Below are 17,511 nucleotides of genomic sequence, written 5' to 3'. Positions count from 1 at the left end.
CGGCGGTAACCGCCGATAAAGCTCAATCATATCGCCGGCCAGATCCTGAATCACCATGGCATTCATCAGGTGGTCCTGCGAATGGACGGTGATGAGATTAACCGGTAGTTTGCCAGTTCCTTCATCAATACCGATCAGCTGGGTCTGGATTTTATGCGCTTGTTTGACGTACTCGCGTGATTCCGTCATCGCTTGTTCTGCACCGGAGAAATCACCTTTACGCGCCAGTTGCAATGCCGTCAGGGCCTGGCTGCGTGCAGCGCCAGCATTTACCAATAACTCCATGATGATCGTTTCTAACTCTTCCATACCATCACTCCAGTAGTTTCAGCGCCTTATCCAGTACCGCATCGCCTTTCATCATGCCGTAATCCATCATGTCGATAACGGCGACCTTTTTGCCTAGTGGGTCGGCGATCGCCTGTAGCTTGGCCTGTTCATACTTAACCTGTGGACCGAGCAAAACGATATCCGCTGTAGCGATATTCTCTTCAAACTCGGCCACCGGGACGGCTTTGATAGTGACGTCGACGCCTTTTTTCTGGGCGGCATCTTTCATCCTTTGCACCAGCATGCTGGTGGACATTCCGGCGGCACAGCATAAAACGATGTTTTTCATAAGCAGTCTCGATCAACATGTGTGAGTTGATAATTATCGCGAGCCAGCTATAGCAACAACTGCTTTGCAACGATTGTGTGCAAGGCATCACAAAGAAAGCCGCTTTTTCTGAAACCGGTTACAAAAAGAGGCAGAACCCTGCGATCTGGACCAGGGCCAGCGGCTTTTTGACTCGCTTATCACATGCTGGAATATATAATTACTGTCAATAAATACATGTTATAAAAAACAGTATTGACAGCGTTTTTTAAACCCGTATGTTAATACTTAACAGCGGAGAAATTGTAGTTTGCTGTTAACGTAGTAAGTGTTAGTAGAGCTTGATTGGGGTTTGCGATAAAGGCCACGAAGTATTTTTTTTATGGGATAGTCGATGCTGAAAACGCTATTTTTTCACTTCGACAATGCTTTCAGGCCACGTAGTTGATATATCTAATCGCAAAAAGTCAGTAAAACGCGACGATGTAACGCCATGATTTATAGTAAATGTTTGTGGTTTCTGCTTTTCTGGTTATCACAAGGGAAATAAGGCAACGCATCAAAGAGTATATGTCGCGAGGGGAAGTGTACTTGTTTAGGTCACCAGTCTTGAGTTCTATTATCAAGCGGGTGGAATGTGTTTAACGGTAAATAGAGGAAAGCTTTAGTTAGTATCAATATCCAATATTATCTGTAGTAAACGTGTACATTTTAAAGTAGTACCATCAGCAGTATTAAATCGTTAAGTTTATTAATGTTAAATTTGAAGTGTGTAGTAACGTAAAGCCCTGACTGCAATAGTCGGGGCTTTTGTTCATTGTAGATCAAGCTGTTATCCAGGATGCTTAGCCGCGATGGTTCAACATTGCATCACTCAGTGGGTATTAAAAAAATTAATGCTTGCTTAATGATTAGAAGTAGGTCTACTATAGCGGCATCGGTTTGGAACACAGACCTTATGCAAGCAGTTTTAGTAAAGCAGTTCTCAGTTCAAGCGTTATCCTCAGATACTCTTCTTCATGAGCCTCCTCCCTAAGTGCCCCATAAGTTAATTTCTGCAAAACAGGCCATCTTCGCTGCATAAGCGGCTCAAAAACATGAAAGGAAGTATCTATGTCTAACAAAATGACTGGTTTAGTAAAATGGTTTAACTCTGATAAAGGCTTCGGCTTTATCACTCCTCAGGACGGTAGCAAGGATGTGTTTGTGCATTTCTCCGCTATCCAGAGTAACGATTTTAAAACGTTAGATGAAGGTCAAAAGGTGGAGTTCTCCGTGGAGAATGGCGCTAAAGGCCCGTCTGCTGTTAACGTTGTCGCGCTGTAATCGCCGATAATTTCACGAGCGCTTACGATAGCGATGAAGGCCAGAGCCCGAGCAGTTAAGTGTCAGTGAAGAAAAAACCCGCGAAAGCGGGTTTTTTTGTTTATGCGATTGCTCCTGACCTACGGTACCTGTGAAGCGCGCCCCAGATAGCTGTCCCAGTCTTTCCACACGGGCTGTAAACCCTGGGCCATGAGTGCTTCAGCAACGGCTTCTGGGCGACGATCGTCGTGCGGGGAGAACTGTTCCAGTTCGGGGTGGTTATCGGCATAACCACCGGGCTGGGTTTTTGAGAAGGCGCTGACGTTGTTGATCGCCAACGGGATCACATGGTCACGAAACCATGGCGATTCGCGGGTGGAGAGCGACAGCTCAATTTCTGGCGCCAGTAAACGAAACGCGCAAATGGTCTGGACCAACTGTCGCTCATCCATGATCGATGCAGGCTCAACGCCTCCGGTGCATGGGCGCAGGCGAGGGAAGGAGATAGAGTAACGGCTCTGCCAGTAATGCTGCTGCATCCATAGCAGATGTTCAGCCACCATATAGCAATCAACCCGCCAGCTGTCGGACAAACCAATCAACGCGCCAAGACCGATTTTGTCGATCCCTGCGCGGCCCAGCCTGTCCGGCGTTTCCAGGCGCCAGAAGAAATCCTGCTTTTTCCCTTTTAAATGGTGACGAGCGTAAGTTGCCTCATGATAACTCTCCTGATACACCATCACGCCATCCAGCCCCAGCGTCTTCAGCTCTGCATATTCAGCCTCTGACAACGGCTGTACCTCCATCTGTAAAGAGGCGAACTGGCGGCGAATGGCGGGCAAATGGCGACGAAAGTAATCCATCCCCACTTTTGCCTGATGTTCACCGGTGACCAGCAGCAGATGCTCAAAACCCAGCTCACGGATAGCCGCACACTCCCGTATTATCTCATCTTCGTCCAGCGTTTTACGTTTGATACGGTTGCTCATCGAAAAACCGCAGTAGGTGCAGTCGTTGGCGCAAAGGTTGGAGAGATACAACGGCACGTAAAAGCTCACCGTGTTACCAAAACGCTGACGGGTGAGCTTCTGCGCCCGCTGCGCCAGCGGCTCCAGATAATCGGCGGCGGCAGGAGAGAGCAATGCCATCAGATCGTCGCGACTAAGATGCGAAGCGTTGAGGGCGCGCTCTACGTCAGCGGCGGTTTTACCGTTGATGCGCAGGCGGATGTCATCCCAGTCCAGCTGCCGCCAGCGGTCGCTGAACGTTTTCATGCGAAGGCCTCCAGGAATCCGGTTAACGGGCTGGTGGGACTTGCCTGCGAACTTTTGCTTCCTGGTACCGCCTGGCGTGCCAGCAAGCCAGCTTCAACGGCCAGGCGGAAGGCGGTTGCCATCATCACCGGGCTGTCGGCTACCGCGATTGCCGTATTGACCAACACCGCGTCGGCTCCCATTTCCAGCGCCTGCGTGGCGTGGCTGGGAACGCCGATGCCTGCATCAACCACCACCGGCACGGTCGCCTGTTGGATAATAATCTCCAGCATCGCTTTGGTTTCCAGCCCCTGATTAGAACCGATGGGCGCGCCGAGCGGCATGACTGCAGAACAGCCTACTTCTTCCAGCCGTTTGCACAGCACCGGATCTGCGCCACAGTAAGGCAGTACCACGTAGCCCTTTTTCACCAGTACTTCTGCGGCTTTCAATGTTTCGATTGGATCGGGTAACAGCCAGCGGGCGTCCGGATGGATTTCTAATTTCAGCCAGTTTGTGCCCAGCGCTTCACGCGCTAACTGGGCAGCAAAAATCGCCTCTTCAGCGGTTTTTGCCCCCGAAGTGTTGGGCAACAGCGTCACACCAGCTTCTACCAGCGGCGCCAGAATGGCATCGTTGTGCTGACGCAAATCCACGCGCTTCATGGCCAGCGTTACCAGTTGGCTGCCGGAGGCGCGAATCGCCTCGACCATCAGCTGCGATGAAGCAAATTTTCCGGTGCCGGTGAACAGATGCGAATCAAACGTTTTGTCGGCAATACGTAACATATCAACCCCCTGCAATAACCTGAAAAAGCAGGATCTGGTCGCCTTCCTGCACGATTTGCTGCTCCCAGTGCTCGCGTGGGAGGATCTGCTGATTGAGCGCCAGCGCCGCGCCCGGTTTAAGCTGATTAAGCGCAGTGAGCAGCCCACTGACGGTTTGCCCTTCGGCGCACTGCATCGGCTCATCATTGAACTGAATCTGCATGTTGCCCTCCGCATACCGGGCAGCCGCTGGCGCGTCGTAGTGCGAAGCTGCGCCACTGGCTGGTTTTACCGTCAAACAGGCGTAGCTCTCCGCTGGGCGTCTCAATACCGCTGAGCAATTTAATCGCTTCCAACGCCTGCAAGGTGCCCATCACGCCCACAACTGGTCCGACGATACCGGCGGTACGGCAGTTGCGTTCGGGCTCTACATCGTCCGGCCACAGGCAGCGGTAACATCCTTGTTCCCACGGGGGCGTCAGCACCATCAGTTGGCCGCCAAAGCCGACGGCGCTGGCGGTGACGAGCGGGGTGTTGAGCGTTACGCAGGCGGCGTTAATTTCCTGGCGCGTGGCCATGTTATCGGTACAGTCGAGCACCACATCGGCACGCGCTACCGCATGCCGAAGCGCATCGCCTTTCAGTCGCTGCTGGAGTGACACCAGCTCGATATCTGGGTTGAGCCGCGTCAGGCGCTGCTGGGCAACCTGCGATTTTGAACGTGCGATATCATCAGTGGTAAACAGGATCTGGCGCTGCAGGTTGCTCAGATGAATGTCGTCATCGTCTACCAGCGTCAGTTTTCCGATGCCTGCTCCCGCCAGATACAGCGCGGCAGGCGAACCTAACCCGCCTAAACCGACAATCAGCACATGGCTATCGAGTAGCTTTTGCTGGCCTTCAATGGCGATATCGCCGAGCAGGATCTGTCGGCTGTAACGCATAAAGTCGCGGTCATTCATCGCCCACTCCCGCGATATCCAGTAGTTGGGCCGTGGCGACCTGCCAGTCAGCCGCCTGGGTAATGGCGCTGACCACGGCAATGCTGCCGACGCCGGTCGCCAGTACTGCCGGGGCGCGCTCAAGGCTGATACCGCCAATGGCGACGGTCGGGTAATCCGCTAATCGTTCAATATGGTTTGCCAGTTGCGTGAGTCCCTGCGGGGCGGAAGGCATCTGTTTGGTTTGCGTGGGAAAAACATGACCCAGCGCGATATAAGAAGGCTTAGCGGCGAGCGCGATGTCGATTTCCATATCATCGTGAGTGGAGACCCCCAGGCGCAGCCCCGCCGCCTGAATCGCCTTCAGGTCAGTGGTTTCAAGATCTTCCTGGCCCAGATGTACGCCGTAAGCGCGGTGCTTAATTGCCAGACGCCAGTAGTCGTTGATAAACAGGCGGGCGTCATAGCGACGCCCCAGTTCAATGGCGGCCATAACGTCGGCTTCGACCTCTTCATCACGCTTATCTTTAATGCGCAGTTGGATCGTGCATACGCCCGCCTGCAGCAAGCGTTCAATCCATTGCACGCTGTCCACCACCGGGTAAAGCCCGAGGCGAAACGGCACGGTCGGGAAATCAGGCTGGTACATTACGCCTCCTCTTTTTTGAGGTAGATTTCGCCGCCTTTGGCGCGGAAGTTCTCCGACATATCTGCCATGCCGACTTCAATCGTTTGTGCAGCAGCGTAGTCGCGAACCTCCTGGCTGATTTTCATCGAGCAGAACTTCGGCCCGCACATGGAGCAGAAGTGGGCGACCTTACCGGATTCCTGTGGCAGGGTTTCATCGTGGTAGGCACGGGCGGTGAACGGGTCGAGCGCGAGGTTAAACTGGTCTTCCCAGCGGAATTCGAAGCGCGCTTTCGACATGGCGTTATCGCGGATCTGCGCGCCCGGATGACCTTTTGCTAAGTCAGCTGCATGGGCGGCAATCTTGTAGGTAATCAACCCTTGTTTAACATCTTCTTTGTTCGGCAGGCCGAGGTGCTCTTTTGGCGTGACGTAGCACAGCATCGCGCAGCCAAACCAACCGATCATCGCCGCACCGATCCCGGAAGTGAAGTGGTCGTAGCCCGGCGCGATATCGGTGGTCAACGGTCCTAAAGTGTAGAACGGTGCTTCATGGCAGTGCTCCAGCTCTTCGGTCATGTTGCGCTGGATCATATGCATGGGTACATGACCTGGACCTTCTATCATCACCTGCACGTCGTATTCCCAGGCGATTTTGGTCAGCTCGCCCAGCGTATGCAGTTCGGAGAACTGCGCTTCGTCGTTCGCATCCTGAATTGAACCCGGGCGCAGGCCGTCACCCAGCGACAAAGAGACGTCGTAGGCGGCGCAGATTTCGCAAATCTCGCGGAAATGTTCGTACAGGAAGTTCTCTTTGTGATGAGAAAGGCACCATTTCGCCATAATTGAACCGCCGCGTGAGACAATGCCGGTCAGGCGTTTGGCAGTCATCGGCACGTAGCGCAGCAGCACGCCCGCGTGAATGGTGAAGTAGTCGACGCCCTGTTCGGCCTGCTCCAGCAGCGTGTCGCGGAAGGCTTCCCAGGTGAGATCTTCGGCGATCCCGTTGACCTTCTCCAGCGCCTGGTAGATCGGCACAGTACCGATCGGTACCGGACTGTTACGCAGGATCCACTCGCGGGTTTCGTGGATATAGCGACCGGTGGAGAGATCCATCACCGTGTCCGCGCCCCAGCGCGTCGACCACACCAGCTTCTCTACCTCCTCTTCAATGGAGGAGGTGACGGCAGAGTTACCGATGTTGGCGTTAACCTTCACCAGGAAGTTGCGACCGATAATCATCGGCTCGGATTCCGGGTGGTTGATGTTGGCAGGAATAATCGCACGGCCCGCGGCCACTTCATCACGCACGAATTCCGGCGTGATGTTTTCCGGCAGGCGTGCACCAAAGTTCATCCCCGGATGCTGGTGACGCAGCACTTCACTGCGAATGCGCTCGCGGCCCATGTTTTCACGGATGGCGATGAACTCCATCTCCGGGGTCACTATTCCCTGGCGGGCGTAGTGCAGTTGAGTGACTCGCTTACCCGCTTTGGCGCGCTTTGGCGTCAGCAGGCCGGTGAAACGCAGCTCGTCCAGGCCATCGTCGGCCAGACGTTCTTTGGTATAAGCGGAACTCCGGTCGTCTAATTCTTCGCTATCGTTACGCGCCGCAATCCACGGCTGGCGCAGCTTTGCCAGACCCTGCTGGACGTTAATCGCCACGTCAGGATCGCCATACGGTCCGGAGGTGTCGTATACCGGAACGGCTTCGTTCTCTTCGAACTGCGGGTTGTCTTTGCTACCGCCAGTCAGCGTTGGGCTGAGCTGAATTTCGCGCATCGGAATGCGAATATCCGGCTGCGAACCGGTAATATAAATGCGTTTTGAGTTAGGGAAGGCGGTCCCTTCCAGGGTATCGATAAAGTGTTGGGCTTGAGCGCGCTGTTCGCGGCGTGATGGTTTAGTAGTGGCAGACATAGCTCATTCCAAATAAAAGTAAGGATATGGCTTGTCAGACGACGGATGAAGCAAGAGAGAAGCTCGCCCGGGGGCGATGCTATTGTAGATTGACTCTTGTTCCCTTCGCAGGTTTTAACCTGATCAGGTTCCGCGGATCCCGAATTAACGGTCTCAGCCTTTTCCACTCATGCTGCTGTGGAAAATAAGCACTCCGACAAGAAGTAACCTCAGTAAAGAGGTAATGAATGTAAACTACGCGTTAATGCCGTAAATCTCAAGCATGACGTTTGAGAGTGCTACTCTCGTGCATTGCGTCAAATACCAGCATGATCAGCTTATCTTCCAGCACGAATCGGGCTTCCAGTGCCTCGCCGAGATCCGATAAAACCTGTTGAAATTCAAGGAAGTTATCATGATCAATCGCAGTTTCCAGGCTGGAGTCATAGTAGTCCATGATCAGCTGCGTATTGGCTTCCAGCAGCGGCCAAATTTTTGTGGCTTTTAAAAGCTGCCCGTTCCCTTCCAATTTATGGAGAATACGTTCATAAATACTGAAGTGTCCGGTGGAGAGGTAATCGACCAGGCTCTGACAAAAATCATCCAGCGCCTTTTCATTGAGTCGCATGTACGATTCTTTGCCAGGCTTAATGCCAACCAGATTGTAGTAAGCCACGAGCAGGTGCTTACGTACATGTAGCCAGCGATCAACCAGTTTATTACTTCCTCCGACGTGCTCCGTCAGGCTTTCCAGCTGGTTTAGCATGATTGACTCCGCAAGATGGTGTTTAGGAACTGCTCACCCGTAAATGTAAAAATAATGTAAACAACATGCCTGTGAAGCAAAGGTTGCGCAAGAGATATGGATCGTATAATTGAAAAATTAGATAGCGGCTGGTGGATCGTCAGTCATGAGCAAAAGTTATGGTTACCTCATGGCGAGCTACCTTATGGCGACGCAGCCCGTTTTGATCTGATTGGTCAGCGCGCGCTGCCAATAGGCGAGTGGGAAGGGGAGACTGTCTGGCTGGTGCAGCAGCAGCGTCGACACGATATGGGGTCGGTGCGCCAGGTCATTGACCAGGACGTTGGCCTGTTTCAACTGGCCGGACGCGGCGTACAGCTGGCGGAGTTCTATCGCTCGCATAAATTCTGCGGCTACTGCGGCCATCCCATGCACCCGAGTAAAACGGAGTGGGCGATGCTCTGTAGCCACTGCCGTGAACGTTATTACCCGCAAATTGCCCCGTGCATAATCGTCGCTATTCGCCGAGATGATTCCATCCTGCTTGCCCAACATGTTCGCCATCGTAACGGCGTGCATACCGTACTGGCGGGTTTTGTCGAAGTAGGTGAGACCTTAGAACAGGCGGTGGCGCGTGAAGTCATGGAAGAAAGCGGCATCAAGGTGAAAAACCTGCGCTATGTCACTTCTCAGCCATGGCCGTTCCCGCAGTCTTTGATGACCGCATTTATGGCGGAGTATGATAGCGGCGAAATCGTCATCGACCCGAAAGAGCTGCTGGAAGCGAACTGGTATCGCTATGACGACTTACCGCTCTTACCCCCGCCGGGTACTGTCGCGCGTCGATTGATTGAAGACACTGTGGCAATGTGTCGGGCTGAGTACGAGTAAAGAGCGAGTGGTGATACACTGATGGACTGACGCAATAAGGAACTGCAAAAATGACCGAACTGAAGAACGATCGTTATCTGCGTGCGCTGCTGCGCCAGCCCGTTGATGTCACTCCGGTATGGATGATGCGCCAGGCAGGCCGCTATTTACCGGAATACAAAGCTACCCGTGCCGAAGCGGGCGATTTTATGGCGCTGTGCAAAAATGCCGAGCTGGCCTGCGAAGTCACGCTGCAGCCGCTGCGTCGCTATAAACTTGATGCCGCGATCCTCTTCTCGGATATCCTGACGATCCCGGATGCGATGGGACTCGGGCTGTATTTTGAAGCAGGAGAAGGTCCACGCTTTACCTCTCCGATTACCAGCAAGGCTGACGTCGACAAACTGCCGATCCCGGACCCGGAAGATGGGCTGGGGTACGTGATGAACGCGGTGCGTACTATCCGCCGTGAACTGAAAGGCGAAGTGCCGCTGATCGGCTTCTCCGGTAGTCCGTGGACGCTGGCGACCTACATGGTTGAAGGCGGCAGCAGCAAAGCCTTCACCGTGATTAAAAAGATGATGTACGCCGACCCTAAAGCGCTGCATCTGCTGCTTGATAAGCTGGCGAAGAGCGTCACGTTGTACCTGAACGCGCAGATCAAAGCGGGTGCGCAGTCGGTGATGATTTTCGACACCTGGGGTGGCGTGCTGACCGGTCGCGACTATCAGCAGTTTTCTTTGTACTACATGCACAAAATCGTTGATGGCCTGCTGCGCGAGAACGAAGGTCGTCGCGTACCGGTGACCCTGTTTACCAAAGGCGGTGGTCAGTGGCTGGAAGCGATGGCGGAGACCGGCTGTGATGCGTTAGGTCTCGACTGGACCACTGACATTGCCGATGCGCGTCGTCGTGTAGGTCATAAAGTGGCGCTCCAGGGCAATATGGATCCGTCCATGCTGTATGCGCCGCCAGCCCGCATCGAAGAAGAGGTGGCGATAATTCTGGCCGGATTCGGTCAGGGTGAAGGGCATGTCTTTAACCTGGGCCACGGCATTCATCAGGACGTCCCGCCAGAACATGCGGGTGTCTTTGTGGAGGCGGTACATCGGTTGTCCGAACAGTACCACCGCTAAGGAGTCATCATGGATCTCGCGTCATTACGCGCGCAGCAGCTTGAACTGGCCTCTTCAGTGATCCGCGAAGATCGTCTGAAGAACGATCCGCCGGATCTGATCGGCGGGGCGGACGTTGGGTTTGAGCAGGGTGGCGAAGTGACGCGAGCCGCGATGGTCTTACTGAAGTATCCCACGCTTGAACTGGTCGAATACAAGGTGGCGCGTATCGCCACCACCATGCCCTACATTCCCGGTTTTCTCTCCTTTCGTGAAACTCCCGCGCTGATGGCCGCCTGGCAACTGCTCTCGCACAAGCCAGATCTGCTGTTCGTTGACGGTCATGGCATTTCTCACCCGCGTCGTCTGGGCGTGGCCAGCCATTTTGGCCTGCTGGTGGATGTCCCGACGATCGGCGTGGCGAAAAAGCGGCTGTGCGGCAAGTTTGAACCGCTCGCTGCTGAACCTGGTGCGCTAGCGCCGTTGCTGGATAAAGGCGAACAACTGGCATGGGTCTGGCGCAGCAAAGCGCGCTGTAACCCGTTGTTTATTTCCACGGGCCACCGCGTGAGTATGGACAGCGCACTGGCGTGGGTTCAACGCTGTATGAACGGCTATCGTTTGCCGGAACCCACACGCTGGGCAGATGCGGTGGCATCCGAACGCCCGGCTTTTACTCGGCTTGCAGCAAAAACGCCCCATATCGGGTAAACTGCGGCTAATTTCCGTATTTGAGAACTCATCATGTTACAAAATCCGATTCACCTGCGTCTGGAGAAGCTGGAAAGCTGGCAGCACGTCACGTTTATGGCTTGTCTGTGCGAACGCATGTACCCAAACTACGCCATGTTCTGCAAGCAAACTGAATTTGGCGATGGACAGATTTACCGCCGAATTCTGGATCTGATTTGGGAAGCGCTGACGGTTAAAGACGCGAAAATCAATTTCGACAGCCAGCTGGAAAAATTTGAAGAGGCCATTCCTTCTGCAGACGATTACGATCTGTACGGTGTTTATCCGGCGATTGATGCTTGTGTGGCATTAAGCGAACTGATGCATTCGCGTCTTAGCGGTGAAACGCTGGAGCATGCAATCGAAGTTAGTAAGGCTTCGATTACGACGGTTGCGATGCTGGAAATGACTCAGGCTGGTCGTGAAATGACCGATGAAGAGCTCAAAGAAAACCCTGCCGTTGAGCAAGAATGGGATATTCAGTGGGAAATTTTCCGACTTTTAGCCGACTGTGAAGAACGCGATATTGAGCTGATAAAAGGGCTGCGTGCAGACCTGCGCGAGGCTGGCGAGAGCAATATTGGTATAAATTTTCAGCAATGACACCACAAAACGTGATTTAACGCCTGATTTGTCGTGCCTGAAGGCTTCCCATCCGCCCCCGGTCTGGTCTACATTTGGGGGGCGAAAAAAAGTGGCTATCGGTGCGTGTATGCAGGAGAGTGCTTTTCTGGCATTTCCGTCGCACTCGATGCTTAGCAAGCGATAAACACATTGTAAGGATAACTTATGAACAAGACTCAACTGATTGATGTAATTGCAGACAAAGCAGAACTGTCTAAAACACAGGCTAAAGCTGCTCTGGAATCCACTCTGGCTGCTATTACTGAGTCTCTGAAAGAAGGCGATGCTGTACAACTGGTTGGTTTCGGTACCTTCAAAGTGAACCACCGTGCTGAGCGCACTGGCCGCAACCCGCAGACCGGTAAAGAAATCAAAATCGCCGCAGCTAACGTACCGGCATTTGTTTCTGGTAAAGCACTGAAAGACGCGGTTAAGTAATTCGCGTGGCAGTGAACAGTTTTAACGAAGGGGCGGTTTCGCCCCTTTTGTCCATCTGGCGTCATACGCTTTGGCTTTCAGGTGTTCTGTTACTGTCTGCCTGCGGTAGCCATTCTGAGCTTCCTCCTTTCACGGCCAGCGGCTATGTTGGCGATCAGGGGGCGGTACGCATTTGGCGTAAAGACTCCGGTGACGATGTTCACTTGCTCTCGGTATTTAGTCCGTGGCGTAAAGGCGAAACCACTACCAGTGAATACCGCTGGCAGGGTGATTCGCTCTCTCTGATAGAACTCAACGTTTACAGTAAACCGGCTGAACATGTCCGTATACGCTTCGATGACCGGGGCGAACTGAGCTTCATGCAGCGTGAAGTCGACGGGCAAAAGCAGCAGCTTTCCAGCGATCAAATCGCGCTTTACCGCTATCGAGCCGATCAAATTCGCCAGACCAGCGATGCGCTGCGTCAGGGGCGGGTGATATTGCGTCAGGGACGTTGGCATGCGGATAACACGGTCACAACCTGTGAAGGTGAAACGCTGAAGCCAGACCTGGAGTCGTGGGCGATAAACCATATCGAGCGCCGCCAGAGACATTCATCCGTAGAGGTGAGTGTGGCATGGCTGGAAGCGCCCGAAGGGTCGCAGCTACTGCTGGTCGCCAATGATGATTTTTGTCACTGGCAGCCTACAGCCAAAACTTTCTGAAAACCTGAATACAGGAAATCAGCAGGCCTGATCCGTATAGCGTCATCAGGCATTAAGTCTTTTACCAGTGGCCCATTCCCATATGGCCGCCGCCGCGATGGTTACCGCCACCGCCACCGCCACCGCCGCATCCGCCGTAGCCCATTCCCGCGCCACGTGGCACGCCAGCCTGCGCCATTGCGACATCACGTTTAACGCGCTGCTCGTCCAGAGACTGATTCAACGCTTCCATCTCTTTTGCAACGGCGTTAATTTTTGCCGTGTCCGGCGAGCTGGCCGTTAATAGTGCATTGTACTCATAACGTTTGGATGTCAGCTGTTGGCGCAACGCGCTGGTCTGGGAATAATAATCATCATAGATTTTCTGTGCGGCAGCCTGCTGCTCAGCGGTCATTGGCGTACCGCCCCGTTGCTGCATTCCGTCGCCATATCCCCAGTGATTCTGTGCCAGTACCGGGGTGGAGCCAAGTGCGATAAGAGAAAGTGCAATCAGTGCCAGTTTGTTGTTCCGTTTCATCGTTCGTTCTCCTGTTGGTTACTTACATTCCCTTTTGCATCTTCCGTGCCAAAGCGGCAATCCCAGTCCTGCGGGCGTTGTACCCGCCGTCTTTGCAGGGAAACGAGTAAAAATGACTCGCCAGAACGCGCCAGCGAGTCATTTTTACCCGTTACTTTCAGCTGTTTGTGTCTGAGGGCAGGGTTATCAGGGGGAAAAAATGGCATGATTTCTGCTGTATACCTGCAACGATGAAAGGAACAAGCGGGGTGAAGGGAGAGCGTATGCGTCTTTATAAGGATACGGTGGCAAAGTGGTTGAGCCGACTCTTGCTGGCGGCAATCCTGGTTTTGGTCGGCTGGTTTTCGATTATGACCATTCGGGACTATGGGCGGGAAAGTGGTGCCGCGCGGCAAACGCTACTGGAAAAAGGCAGCGTGCTCATTCGCGCTCTGGAGTCTGGTACGCGCGTAGGCATGGGGATGCGCATGCATCATGCACAACAGCAGACGCTACTGGAGGAAATGGCTGTACAGCCTGGCGTGCTATGGTTTGCTGTCGTCGATGAGCATGGTGTCATTATTACCCACAGCAATTCCGCGATGGTCGGCAAAACGCTCTATTCATCGGATGTCCTGCGACAGCTTAGTCCTGGGGAGCAAGAAAGCTGGCGGAATATTGAAATTCCAGCGAGGGATGGTGAAAAAACGCCAGCACTGGAAATTTATCGCCAGTTTCAGCCGATGTATGGTCCAGGACGCCACGGCATGGCGCGCTGTGCCAGCAATGACGGGCAGCTTATCTCCCCAGCACAAACCATATTTATCGCCTTTGATGCCAGCGATCTGACAGCGACTCAGGCAAGAGAGTGGCGTAACACACTGATAGTCCTCTCTGCGCTGGCGGCTGTGTTGCTGGCCACCGTGCTGACGTTCTTCTGGTATCAGCGCTATCAGCGCTCGTACAAAGAACTCCAGGATGCGATGAAGCGTAAAGAAAAACTGTTAGCACTTGGTCATCTTGCGGCTGGGGTGGCACATGAAATTCGTAACCCGCTTTCATCGATCAAAGGGTTAGCGAAGTATTTTGCCGAGCGAACCCCGGCAGGAGGCGAGTCGCACGAGTTGGCACAGGTGATGGCGAAAGAGGCGGATCGTTTAAATCGGGTGGTGAGCGAGTTGCTGGAGCTGGTGAAACCTGCACATCTGACGCTGCAACAGGTGGATCTCAATGAGGTTATCACCCACTCATTACACCTGGTGAGTCAGGATGCGGCAAGCCGGGAAATCCAGCTCCGCTTTTCGGCCAATTCTACGCTGCCCGCTATCCAGGCCGATCCCGACCGACTGACTCAGGTTTTGTTGAATCTGTATCTGAACGCCATTCATGCGATTGGTCGTCAGGGCACGATCACGGTTGAAGCGAATGAAAGCAGCGGCGATCGCGTTAAAATTGTGGTTACCGATACTGGGAAGGGGATTGCGGCGGAACAGCTGGAGGCCATTTTTACGCCTTACTATACGACCAAAGCTGACGGAACCGGCCTCGGGCTGGCGGTAGTGCAGAACATTATCGAACAGCACGGTGGCACCATTCAGGTGGCAAGCGTTGAGGGCAAAGGCGCGACCTTTACCCTTTGGCTGCCGACCAAAGCGAAACAACAGGATTAACAAGGATGACGCGCGGAAAAATCAATATTCTGGTGGTAGATGACGATATTAGCCACTGCACCATTTTACAGGCGCTGCTGCGCGGCTGGGGTTATGAGGTCGCGCTGGCCTATAGCGGGCGAGCGACGCTGGAACAGGTGCGCGAACGCGTATTTGATTTAGTGCTGTGTGATGTACGCATGGCGGAGATGGACGGCATCGCAACGCTGAAAGAGATTAAAGCGCTGAATCCGGCGATTCCGGTCTTGATCATGACGGCGTTCTCCAGCGTGGAGACTGCCGTTGAAGCGCTTAAAACCGGGGCGCTGGACTACTTAATCAAGCCGCTGGATTTTGACCGTCTGCAGGAGACGCTGGAAAAGGCGCTGGCGCATACGCGGGAAACGGGCGCTGAACTGCCATCGGCGTCGGCTGCGCAGTTTGGCATGATTGGCAGCAGTCCGGCGATGCAGCAGTTGCTCAACGAAATTGCGATGGTTGCTCCTTCGGATGCCACGGTGCTTATTCACGGAGACTCCGGCACGGGGAAAGAGCTGGTGGCCCGGGCGCTACATGCCAGCAGCGCCCGTCGCGATAAACCGCTGGTGACGCTCAACTGCGCGGCGCTTAATGAATCGCTGCTGGAGTCCGAACTTTTTGGTCACGAGAAAGGGGCGTTTACCGGGGCGGATAAACGGCGGGAAGGTCGCTTTGTGGAAGCCGATGGCGGCACGTTATTTCTTGATGAAATCGGTGATATTTCACCGCTGATGCAGGTGCGTCTGCTGCGGGCTATCCAGGAGCGAGAAGTGCAGCGCGTTGGTAGCAATCAGACTATTGCGGTTGATGTCCGGCTGATCGCCGCTACGCATCGCGATCTAGCAGAGGAAGTCAGTGCCGGGCGCTTTCGTCAGGATCTCTACTATCGCCTGAACGTCGTCACCATTGAAATGCCAGCGCTGTGCCAGCGCCGGGAAGATATTCCGCTGCTAGCCGAACATTTTCTCCAGCGTTTTGCCGCGCGTAACCGTAAAGCGGTGAAAGGCTTTACTCCGCAGGCGATGGATCTGCTGATCCACTACGACTGGCCGGGCAATATTCGTGAGCTGGAAAATGCGATTGAGCGCTCGGTGGTGCTGCTGACGGGGGAATATATTTCCGAACGCGAGCTGCCGATGGCGATTGCCGCGACGCCGATAAAAACGGAATTCAGTGGCGAGATCCAACCGCTGGTGGATGTCGAAAAAGAGGTGATTCTGGCGGCGCTGGAAAAAACGGGCGGTAATAAAACGGAAGCCGCCCGTCAGTTAGGCATTACGCGTAAAACGCTGCTGGCGAAAATTTCGCGTTAGCGTTGCTCGCGTTCAATGGCGCGCCAGCCGATGTCGTTACGGCTGAAGCTGCCATCCCAGCGGATGTCGGTCATCAGGGCGTAAGCGCGTTTCTGCGCTTCAGCCACGGTATGACCCAGGGCGGTGGCGCACAGCACGCGACCGCCGCTGGTCAGCACGCGATCGTCTTCGGCGAGTTTAGTGCCTGCATGGAACACTTTTCCGTCTTCTACTTCTTCCAGCGGCAGACCGTGGATTTCATCTCCGGTGTTGTAGTTACCTGGATAACCTCCGGCAGCAATGACGACACCCAGCGAGGCGCGTTCGTCCCACTCGGAGGTTTTTTCATCCAGCTTGCCGTCGCAAGCGGCCAGGCAAAGCTCCACCAGGTCCGATTTCATGCGTAGCATGATCGGCTGGGTTTCCGGGTCGCCGAAGCGGCAGTTGAACTCGATAACCTTCGGATTGCCCTGTTTGTCGATCATCAGACCCGCGTACAGGAAACCGGTGTAGGTATTCCCTTCCGCCGCCATACCTTTTACGGTTGGCCAAATAATGCGTTCCATGGTGCGCTGATGCACTTCATCAGTTACCACCGGTGCTGGTGAGTAAGCACCCATACCGCCGGTGTTCGGGCCAGTGTCGCCGTTGCCTACGCGTTTGTGGTCCTGGCTGGTGGCCATCGGCAGCACATGCTCGCCGTCGACCATTACGATAAAGCTCGCTTCTTCGCCGTCGAGGAACTCTTCGATAACGATACGGTGGCCCGCATCGCCAAAAGCGTTACCTGCCAGCATGTCATGAACGGCGGCTTCTGCTTCCTCCAGCGTCATCGCCACGATAACGCCTTTACCGGCGGCCAGGCCGTCAGCTTTGATGACGATCGGCGCGCCTTTCTCACGCAGATAGTCCAACGCTGGCTCAATCTCAGTGAAGTTCTGATATTCCGCCGTCGGGATCTGGTGACGGGCGAGGAAATCTTTGGTGAAGGCTTTGGAGCCTTCCAACTGTGCAGCGCCTTCGGTTGGCCCGAAGATCTTCAGGCCAGCTGCGCGGAACGCATCGACCACGCCAATCACCAGCGGCGCTTCCGGGCCGACGATGGTCAGGTCAATTTTCTCGTTCTGGGCAAAGCTCAGTAGAGCTGGAATATCGGTGACGCCGATAGCCACGTTCTGCAACGCGGGCTCCAGTGCGGTACCGGCGTTACCCGGTGCGACAAAAACGGTATCAACCAGCGGGGACTGTGCGGCTTTCCAGGCCAGGGCGTGCTCGCGCCCGCCGTTGCCAATCACTAATACTTTCATCGTCTGCTCCGTGGATTAATGGCGGAAGTGGCGCATGTCGGTAAAGATCATCGCGATACCGTGTTCATCGGCAGCGGCAATGACTTCGTCATCACGGATAGAACCACCGG

Annotated in this window: 22 protein-coding genes and 1 riboswitch; of the genes, 9 read left to right on the top strand and 13 right to left on the bottom strand. The window is 54.3% G+C overall.

What is annotated here, in order from left to right; translation table 11 throughout:
• Both FDW94_RS19640 and FDW94_RS19635 read right to left on the bottom strand, forming a co-directional pair.
• Positions 1 to 309, bottom strand: a 309-nt coding sequence (locus FDW94_RS19640) for a PTS lactose/cellobiose transporter subunit IIA (RefSeq protein ID WP_087879570.1), incomplete at its 3' end; no start/stop codon positions are given.
• Between the two features lie 4 nt (positions 310 to 313).
• Entirely contained in the window at positions 314 to 619 is a 306-nt protein-coding gene (locus FDW94_RS19635) for a PTS sugar transporter subunit IIB (RefSeq protein WP_003033102.1), read from the bottom strand.
• A 1,092-nt stretch (positions 620 to 1,711) separates the two neighbouring features.
• Between FDW94_RS19635 and cspG the strand changes: the two genes are divergently transcribed.
• Positions 1,712 to 1,924 (top strand): cold shock protein CspG, encoded by a 213-nt coding sequence (cspG, locus tag FDW94_RS19630; RefSeq protein ID WP_003033098.1) that lies wholly within the window; start codon positions 1,712 to 1,714, stop codon positions 1,922 to 1,924.
• 119 nt (positions 1,925 to 2,043) lie between these two features.
• Here the strand turns inward: cspG and thiH are convergent, their stop codons facing one another.
• The 7 genes from thiH to FDW94_RS19595 all read right to left on the bottom strand — a co-directional run bounded on the left by thiH (position 2,044) and on the right by FDW94_RS19595 (position 8,156).
• Positions 2,044 to 3,177, bottom strand: coding sequence for a 2-iminoacetate synthase ThiH (gene thiH, locus FDW94_RS19625; RefSeq protein ID WP_008787119.1), 1,134 nt, complete (start codon positions 3,175 to 3,177; stop codon positions 2,044 to 2,046).
• On the bottom strand, positions 3,174 to 3,944 hold the full coding sequence (gene thiG / locus FDW94_RS19620) for a thiazole synthase (protein ID WP_103285911.1): 771 nt from the start codon (positions 3,942 to 3,944) through the stop codon (positions 3,174 to 3,176). Before thiG ends, thiH begins: the two co-directional genes overlap by 4 nt.
• Position 3,945: 1 nt before the next feature.
• Positions 3,946 to 4,146, bottom strand: coding sequence for a sulfur carrier protein ThiS (gene thiS / locus FDW94_RS19615; RefSeq protein WP_137378127.1), 201 nt, complete (start codon positions 4,144 to 4,146; stop codon positions 3,946 to 3,948).
• On the bottom strand, positions 4,127 to 4,885 hold the full coding sequence (locus FDW94_RS19610; protein ID WP_003826902.1) for a HesA/MoeB/ThiF family protein: 759 nt from the start codon (positions 4,883 to 4,885) through the stop codon (positions 4,127 to 4,129). Before FDW94_RS19610 ends, thiS begins: the two co-directional genes overlap by 20 nt.
• On the bottom strand, positions 4,878 to 5,513 hold the full coding sequence (gene thiE / locus FDW94_RS19605; RefSeq protein ID WP_060683069.1) for a thiamine phosphate synthase: 636 nt from the start codon (positions 5,511 to 5,513) through the stop codon (positions 4,878 to 4,880). Before thiE ends, FDW94_RS19610 begins: the two co-directional genes overlap by 8 nt.
• The gene (gene thiC / locus FDW94_RS19600; protein ID WP_048227511.1) at positions 5,513 to 7,411 is read right to left on the bottom strand and encodes a phosphomethylpyrimidine synthase ThiC; all 1,899 of its coding nucleotides are present in this window, start codon (positions 7,409 to 7,411) and stop codon (positions 5,513 to 5,515) included. Before thiC ends, thiE begins: the two co-directional genes overlap by 1 nt.
• A gap of 83 nt (positions 7,412 to 7,494) precedes the next feature.
• A riboswitch (TPP riboswitch) is annotated at positions 7,495 to 7,617 on the bottom strand.
• Between the two features lie 50 nt (positions 7,618 to 7,667).
• Complete coding sequence (locus tag FDW94_RS19595) at positions 7,668 to 8,156, bottom strand: Rsd/AlgQ family anti-sigma factor (RefSeq protein ID WP_003826892.1); 489 nt, start codon at positions 8,154 to 8,156, stop codon at positions 7,668 to 7,670.
• Between the two features lie 96 nt (positions 8,157 to 8,252).
• Here FDW94_RS19595 and nudC point away from each other — a divergent pair, with 96 nt between their 5' ends.
• The 6 genes from nudC (at position 8,253) to FDW94_RS19565 (ending at position 12,618) form a co-directional block, all read left to right on the top strand.
• Complete coding sequence (gene nudC / locus FDW94_RS19590; RefSeq protein WP_003033074.1) at positions 8,253 to 9,026, top strand: NAD(+) diphosphatase; 774 nt, start codon at positions 8,253 to 8,255, stop codon at positions 9,024 to 9,026.
• A gap of 50 nt (positions 9,027 to 9,076) precedes the next feature.
• The gene (gene hemE, locus FDW94_RS19585) at positions 9,077 to 10,141 is read left to right on the top strand and encodes a uroporphyrinogen decarboxylase (protein ID WP_032945655.1); all 1,065 of its coding nucleotides are present in this window, start codon (positions 9,077 to 9,079) and stop codon (positions 10,139 to 10,141) included.
• A 9-nt stretch (positions 10,142 to 10,150) separates the two neighbouring features.
• Positions 10,151 to 10,831, top strand: coding sequence for a deoxyribonuclease V (gene nfi / locus FDW94_RS19580; protein WP_079940060.1), 681 nt, complete (start codon positions 10,151 to 10,153; stop codon positions 10,829 to 10,831).
• A gap of 33 nt (positions 10,832 to 10,864) precedes the next feature.
• Positions 10,865 to 11,455, top strand: a complete 591-nt coding sequence (locus tag FDW94_RS19575) for a YjaG family protein (RefSeq protein ID WP_003842015.1) — start codon at positions 10,865 to 10,867, stop codon at positions 11,453 to 11,455.
• A 186-nt stretch (positions 11,456 to 11,641) separates the two neighbouring features.
• Positions 11,642 to 11,914 carry a nucleoid-associated protein HU-alpha gene (gene hupA, locus FDW94_RS19570; protein WP_001044509.1) on the top strand — a complete coding sequence of 91 codons (273 nt, stop codon included), beginning with the start codon at positions 11,642 to 11,644 and terminating at the stop codon, positions 11,912 to 11,914.
• A gap of 11 nt (positions 11,915 to 11,925) precedes the next feature.
• Positions 11,926 to 12,618 carry a DUF1481 domain-containing protein gene (locus FDW94_RS19565; RefSeq protein WP_137378128.1) on the top strand — a complete coding sequence of 231 codons (693 nt, stop codon included), beginning with the start codon at positions 11,926 to 11,928 and terminating at the stop codon, positions 12,616 to 12,618.
• A 61-nt stretch (positions 12,619 to 12,679) separates the two neighbouring features.
• Here FDW94_RS19565 and zraP read toward each other — a convergent pair whose 3' ends face one another.
• Both zraP and FDW94_RS19555 read right to left on the bottom strand, forming a co-directional pair.
• Positions 12,680 to 13,135 (bottom strand): zinc resistance sensor/chaperone ZraP, encoded by a 456-nt coding sequence (gene zraP, locus FDW94_RS19560; protein WP_137378126.1) that lies wholly within the window; start codon positions 13,133 to 13,135, stop codon positions 12,680 to 12,682.
• Positions 13,132 to 13,341: a hypothetical protein gene (locus FDW94_RS19555; protein WP_137378125.1), complete on the bottom strand. Its 210-nt coding sequence runs from the start codon at positions 13,339 to 13,341 to the stop codon at positions 13,132 to 13,134. The genes zraP and FDW94_RS19555 overlap by 4 nt, the downstream gene beginning before the upstream one ends.
• A 57-nt stretch (positions 13,342 to 13,398) precedes the next feature.
• Here FDW94_RS19555 and zraS point away from each other — a divergent pair, with 57 nt between their 5' ends.
• Entirely contained in the window at positions 13,399 to 14,784 is a 1,386-nt protein-coding gene (gene zraS / locus FDW94_RS19550) for a two-component system sensor histidine kinase ZraS (RefSeq protein WP_137378124.1), read from the top strand.
• A gap of 5 nt (positions 14,785 to 14,789) precedes the next feature.
• Positions 14,790 to 16,115: a sigma-54-dependent response regulator transcription factor ZraR gene (zraR, locus tag FDW94_RS19545; RefSeq protein WP_137378123.1), complete on the top strand. Its 1,326-nt coding sequence runs from the start codon at positions 14,790 to 14,792 to the stop codon at positions 16,113 to 16,115.
• Here the strand turns inward: zraR and purD are convergent.
• Positions 16,112 to 17,401, bottom strand: coding sequence for a phosphoribosylamine--glycine ligase (gene purD, locus FDW94_RS19540; RefSeq protein WP_137378122.1), 1,290 nt, complete (start codon positions 17,399 to 17,401; stop codon positions 16,112 to 16,114). The two genes, zraR and purD, sit on opposite strands and share 4 nt — an antisense overlap.
• A 15-nt stretch (positions 17,402 to 17,416) precedes the next feature.
• On the bottom strand, positions 17,417 to 17,511 hold a 95-nt coding region (locus FDW94_RS24555), incomplete at its 5' end, for a hypothetical protein (protein WP_249358649.1).

It is taken from the genome of Citrobacter sp. wls757 (genome assembly GCF_005280935.1).
GTDB classification, from domain to species: domain Bacteria; phylum Pseudomonadota; class Gammaproteobacteria; order Enterobacterales; family Enterobacteriaceae; genus Citrobacter; species Citrobacter portucalensis.
Note: the sequence above shows the minus strand (reverse complement) of the source record. Positions and strands in the feature narration are given on the sequence as shown.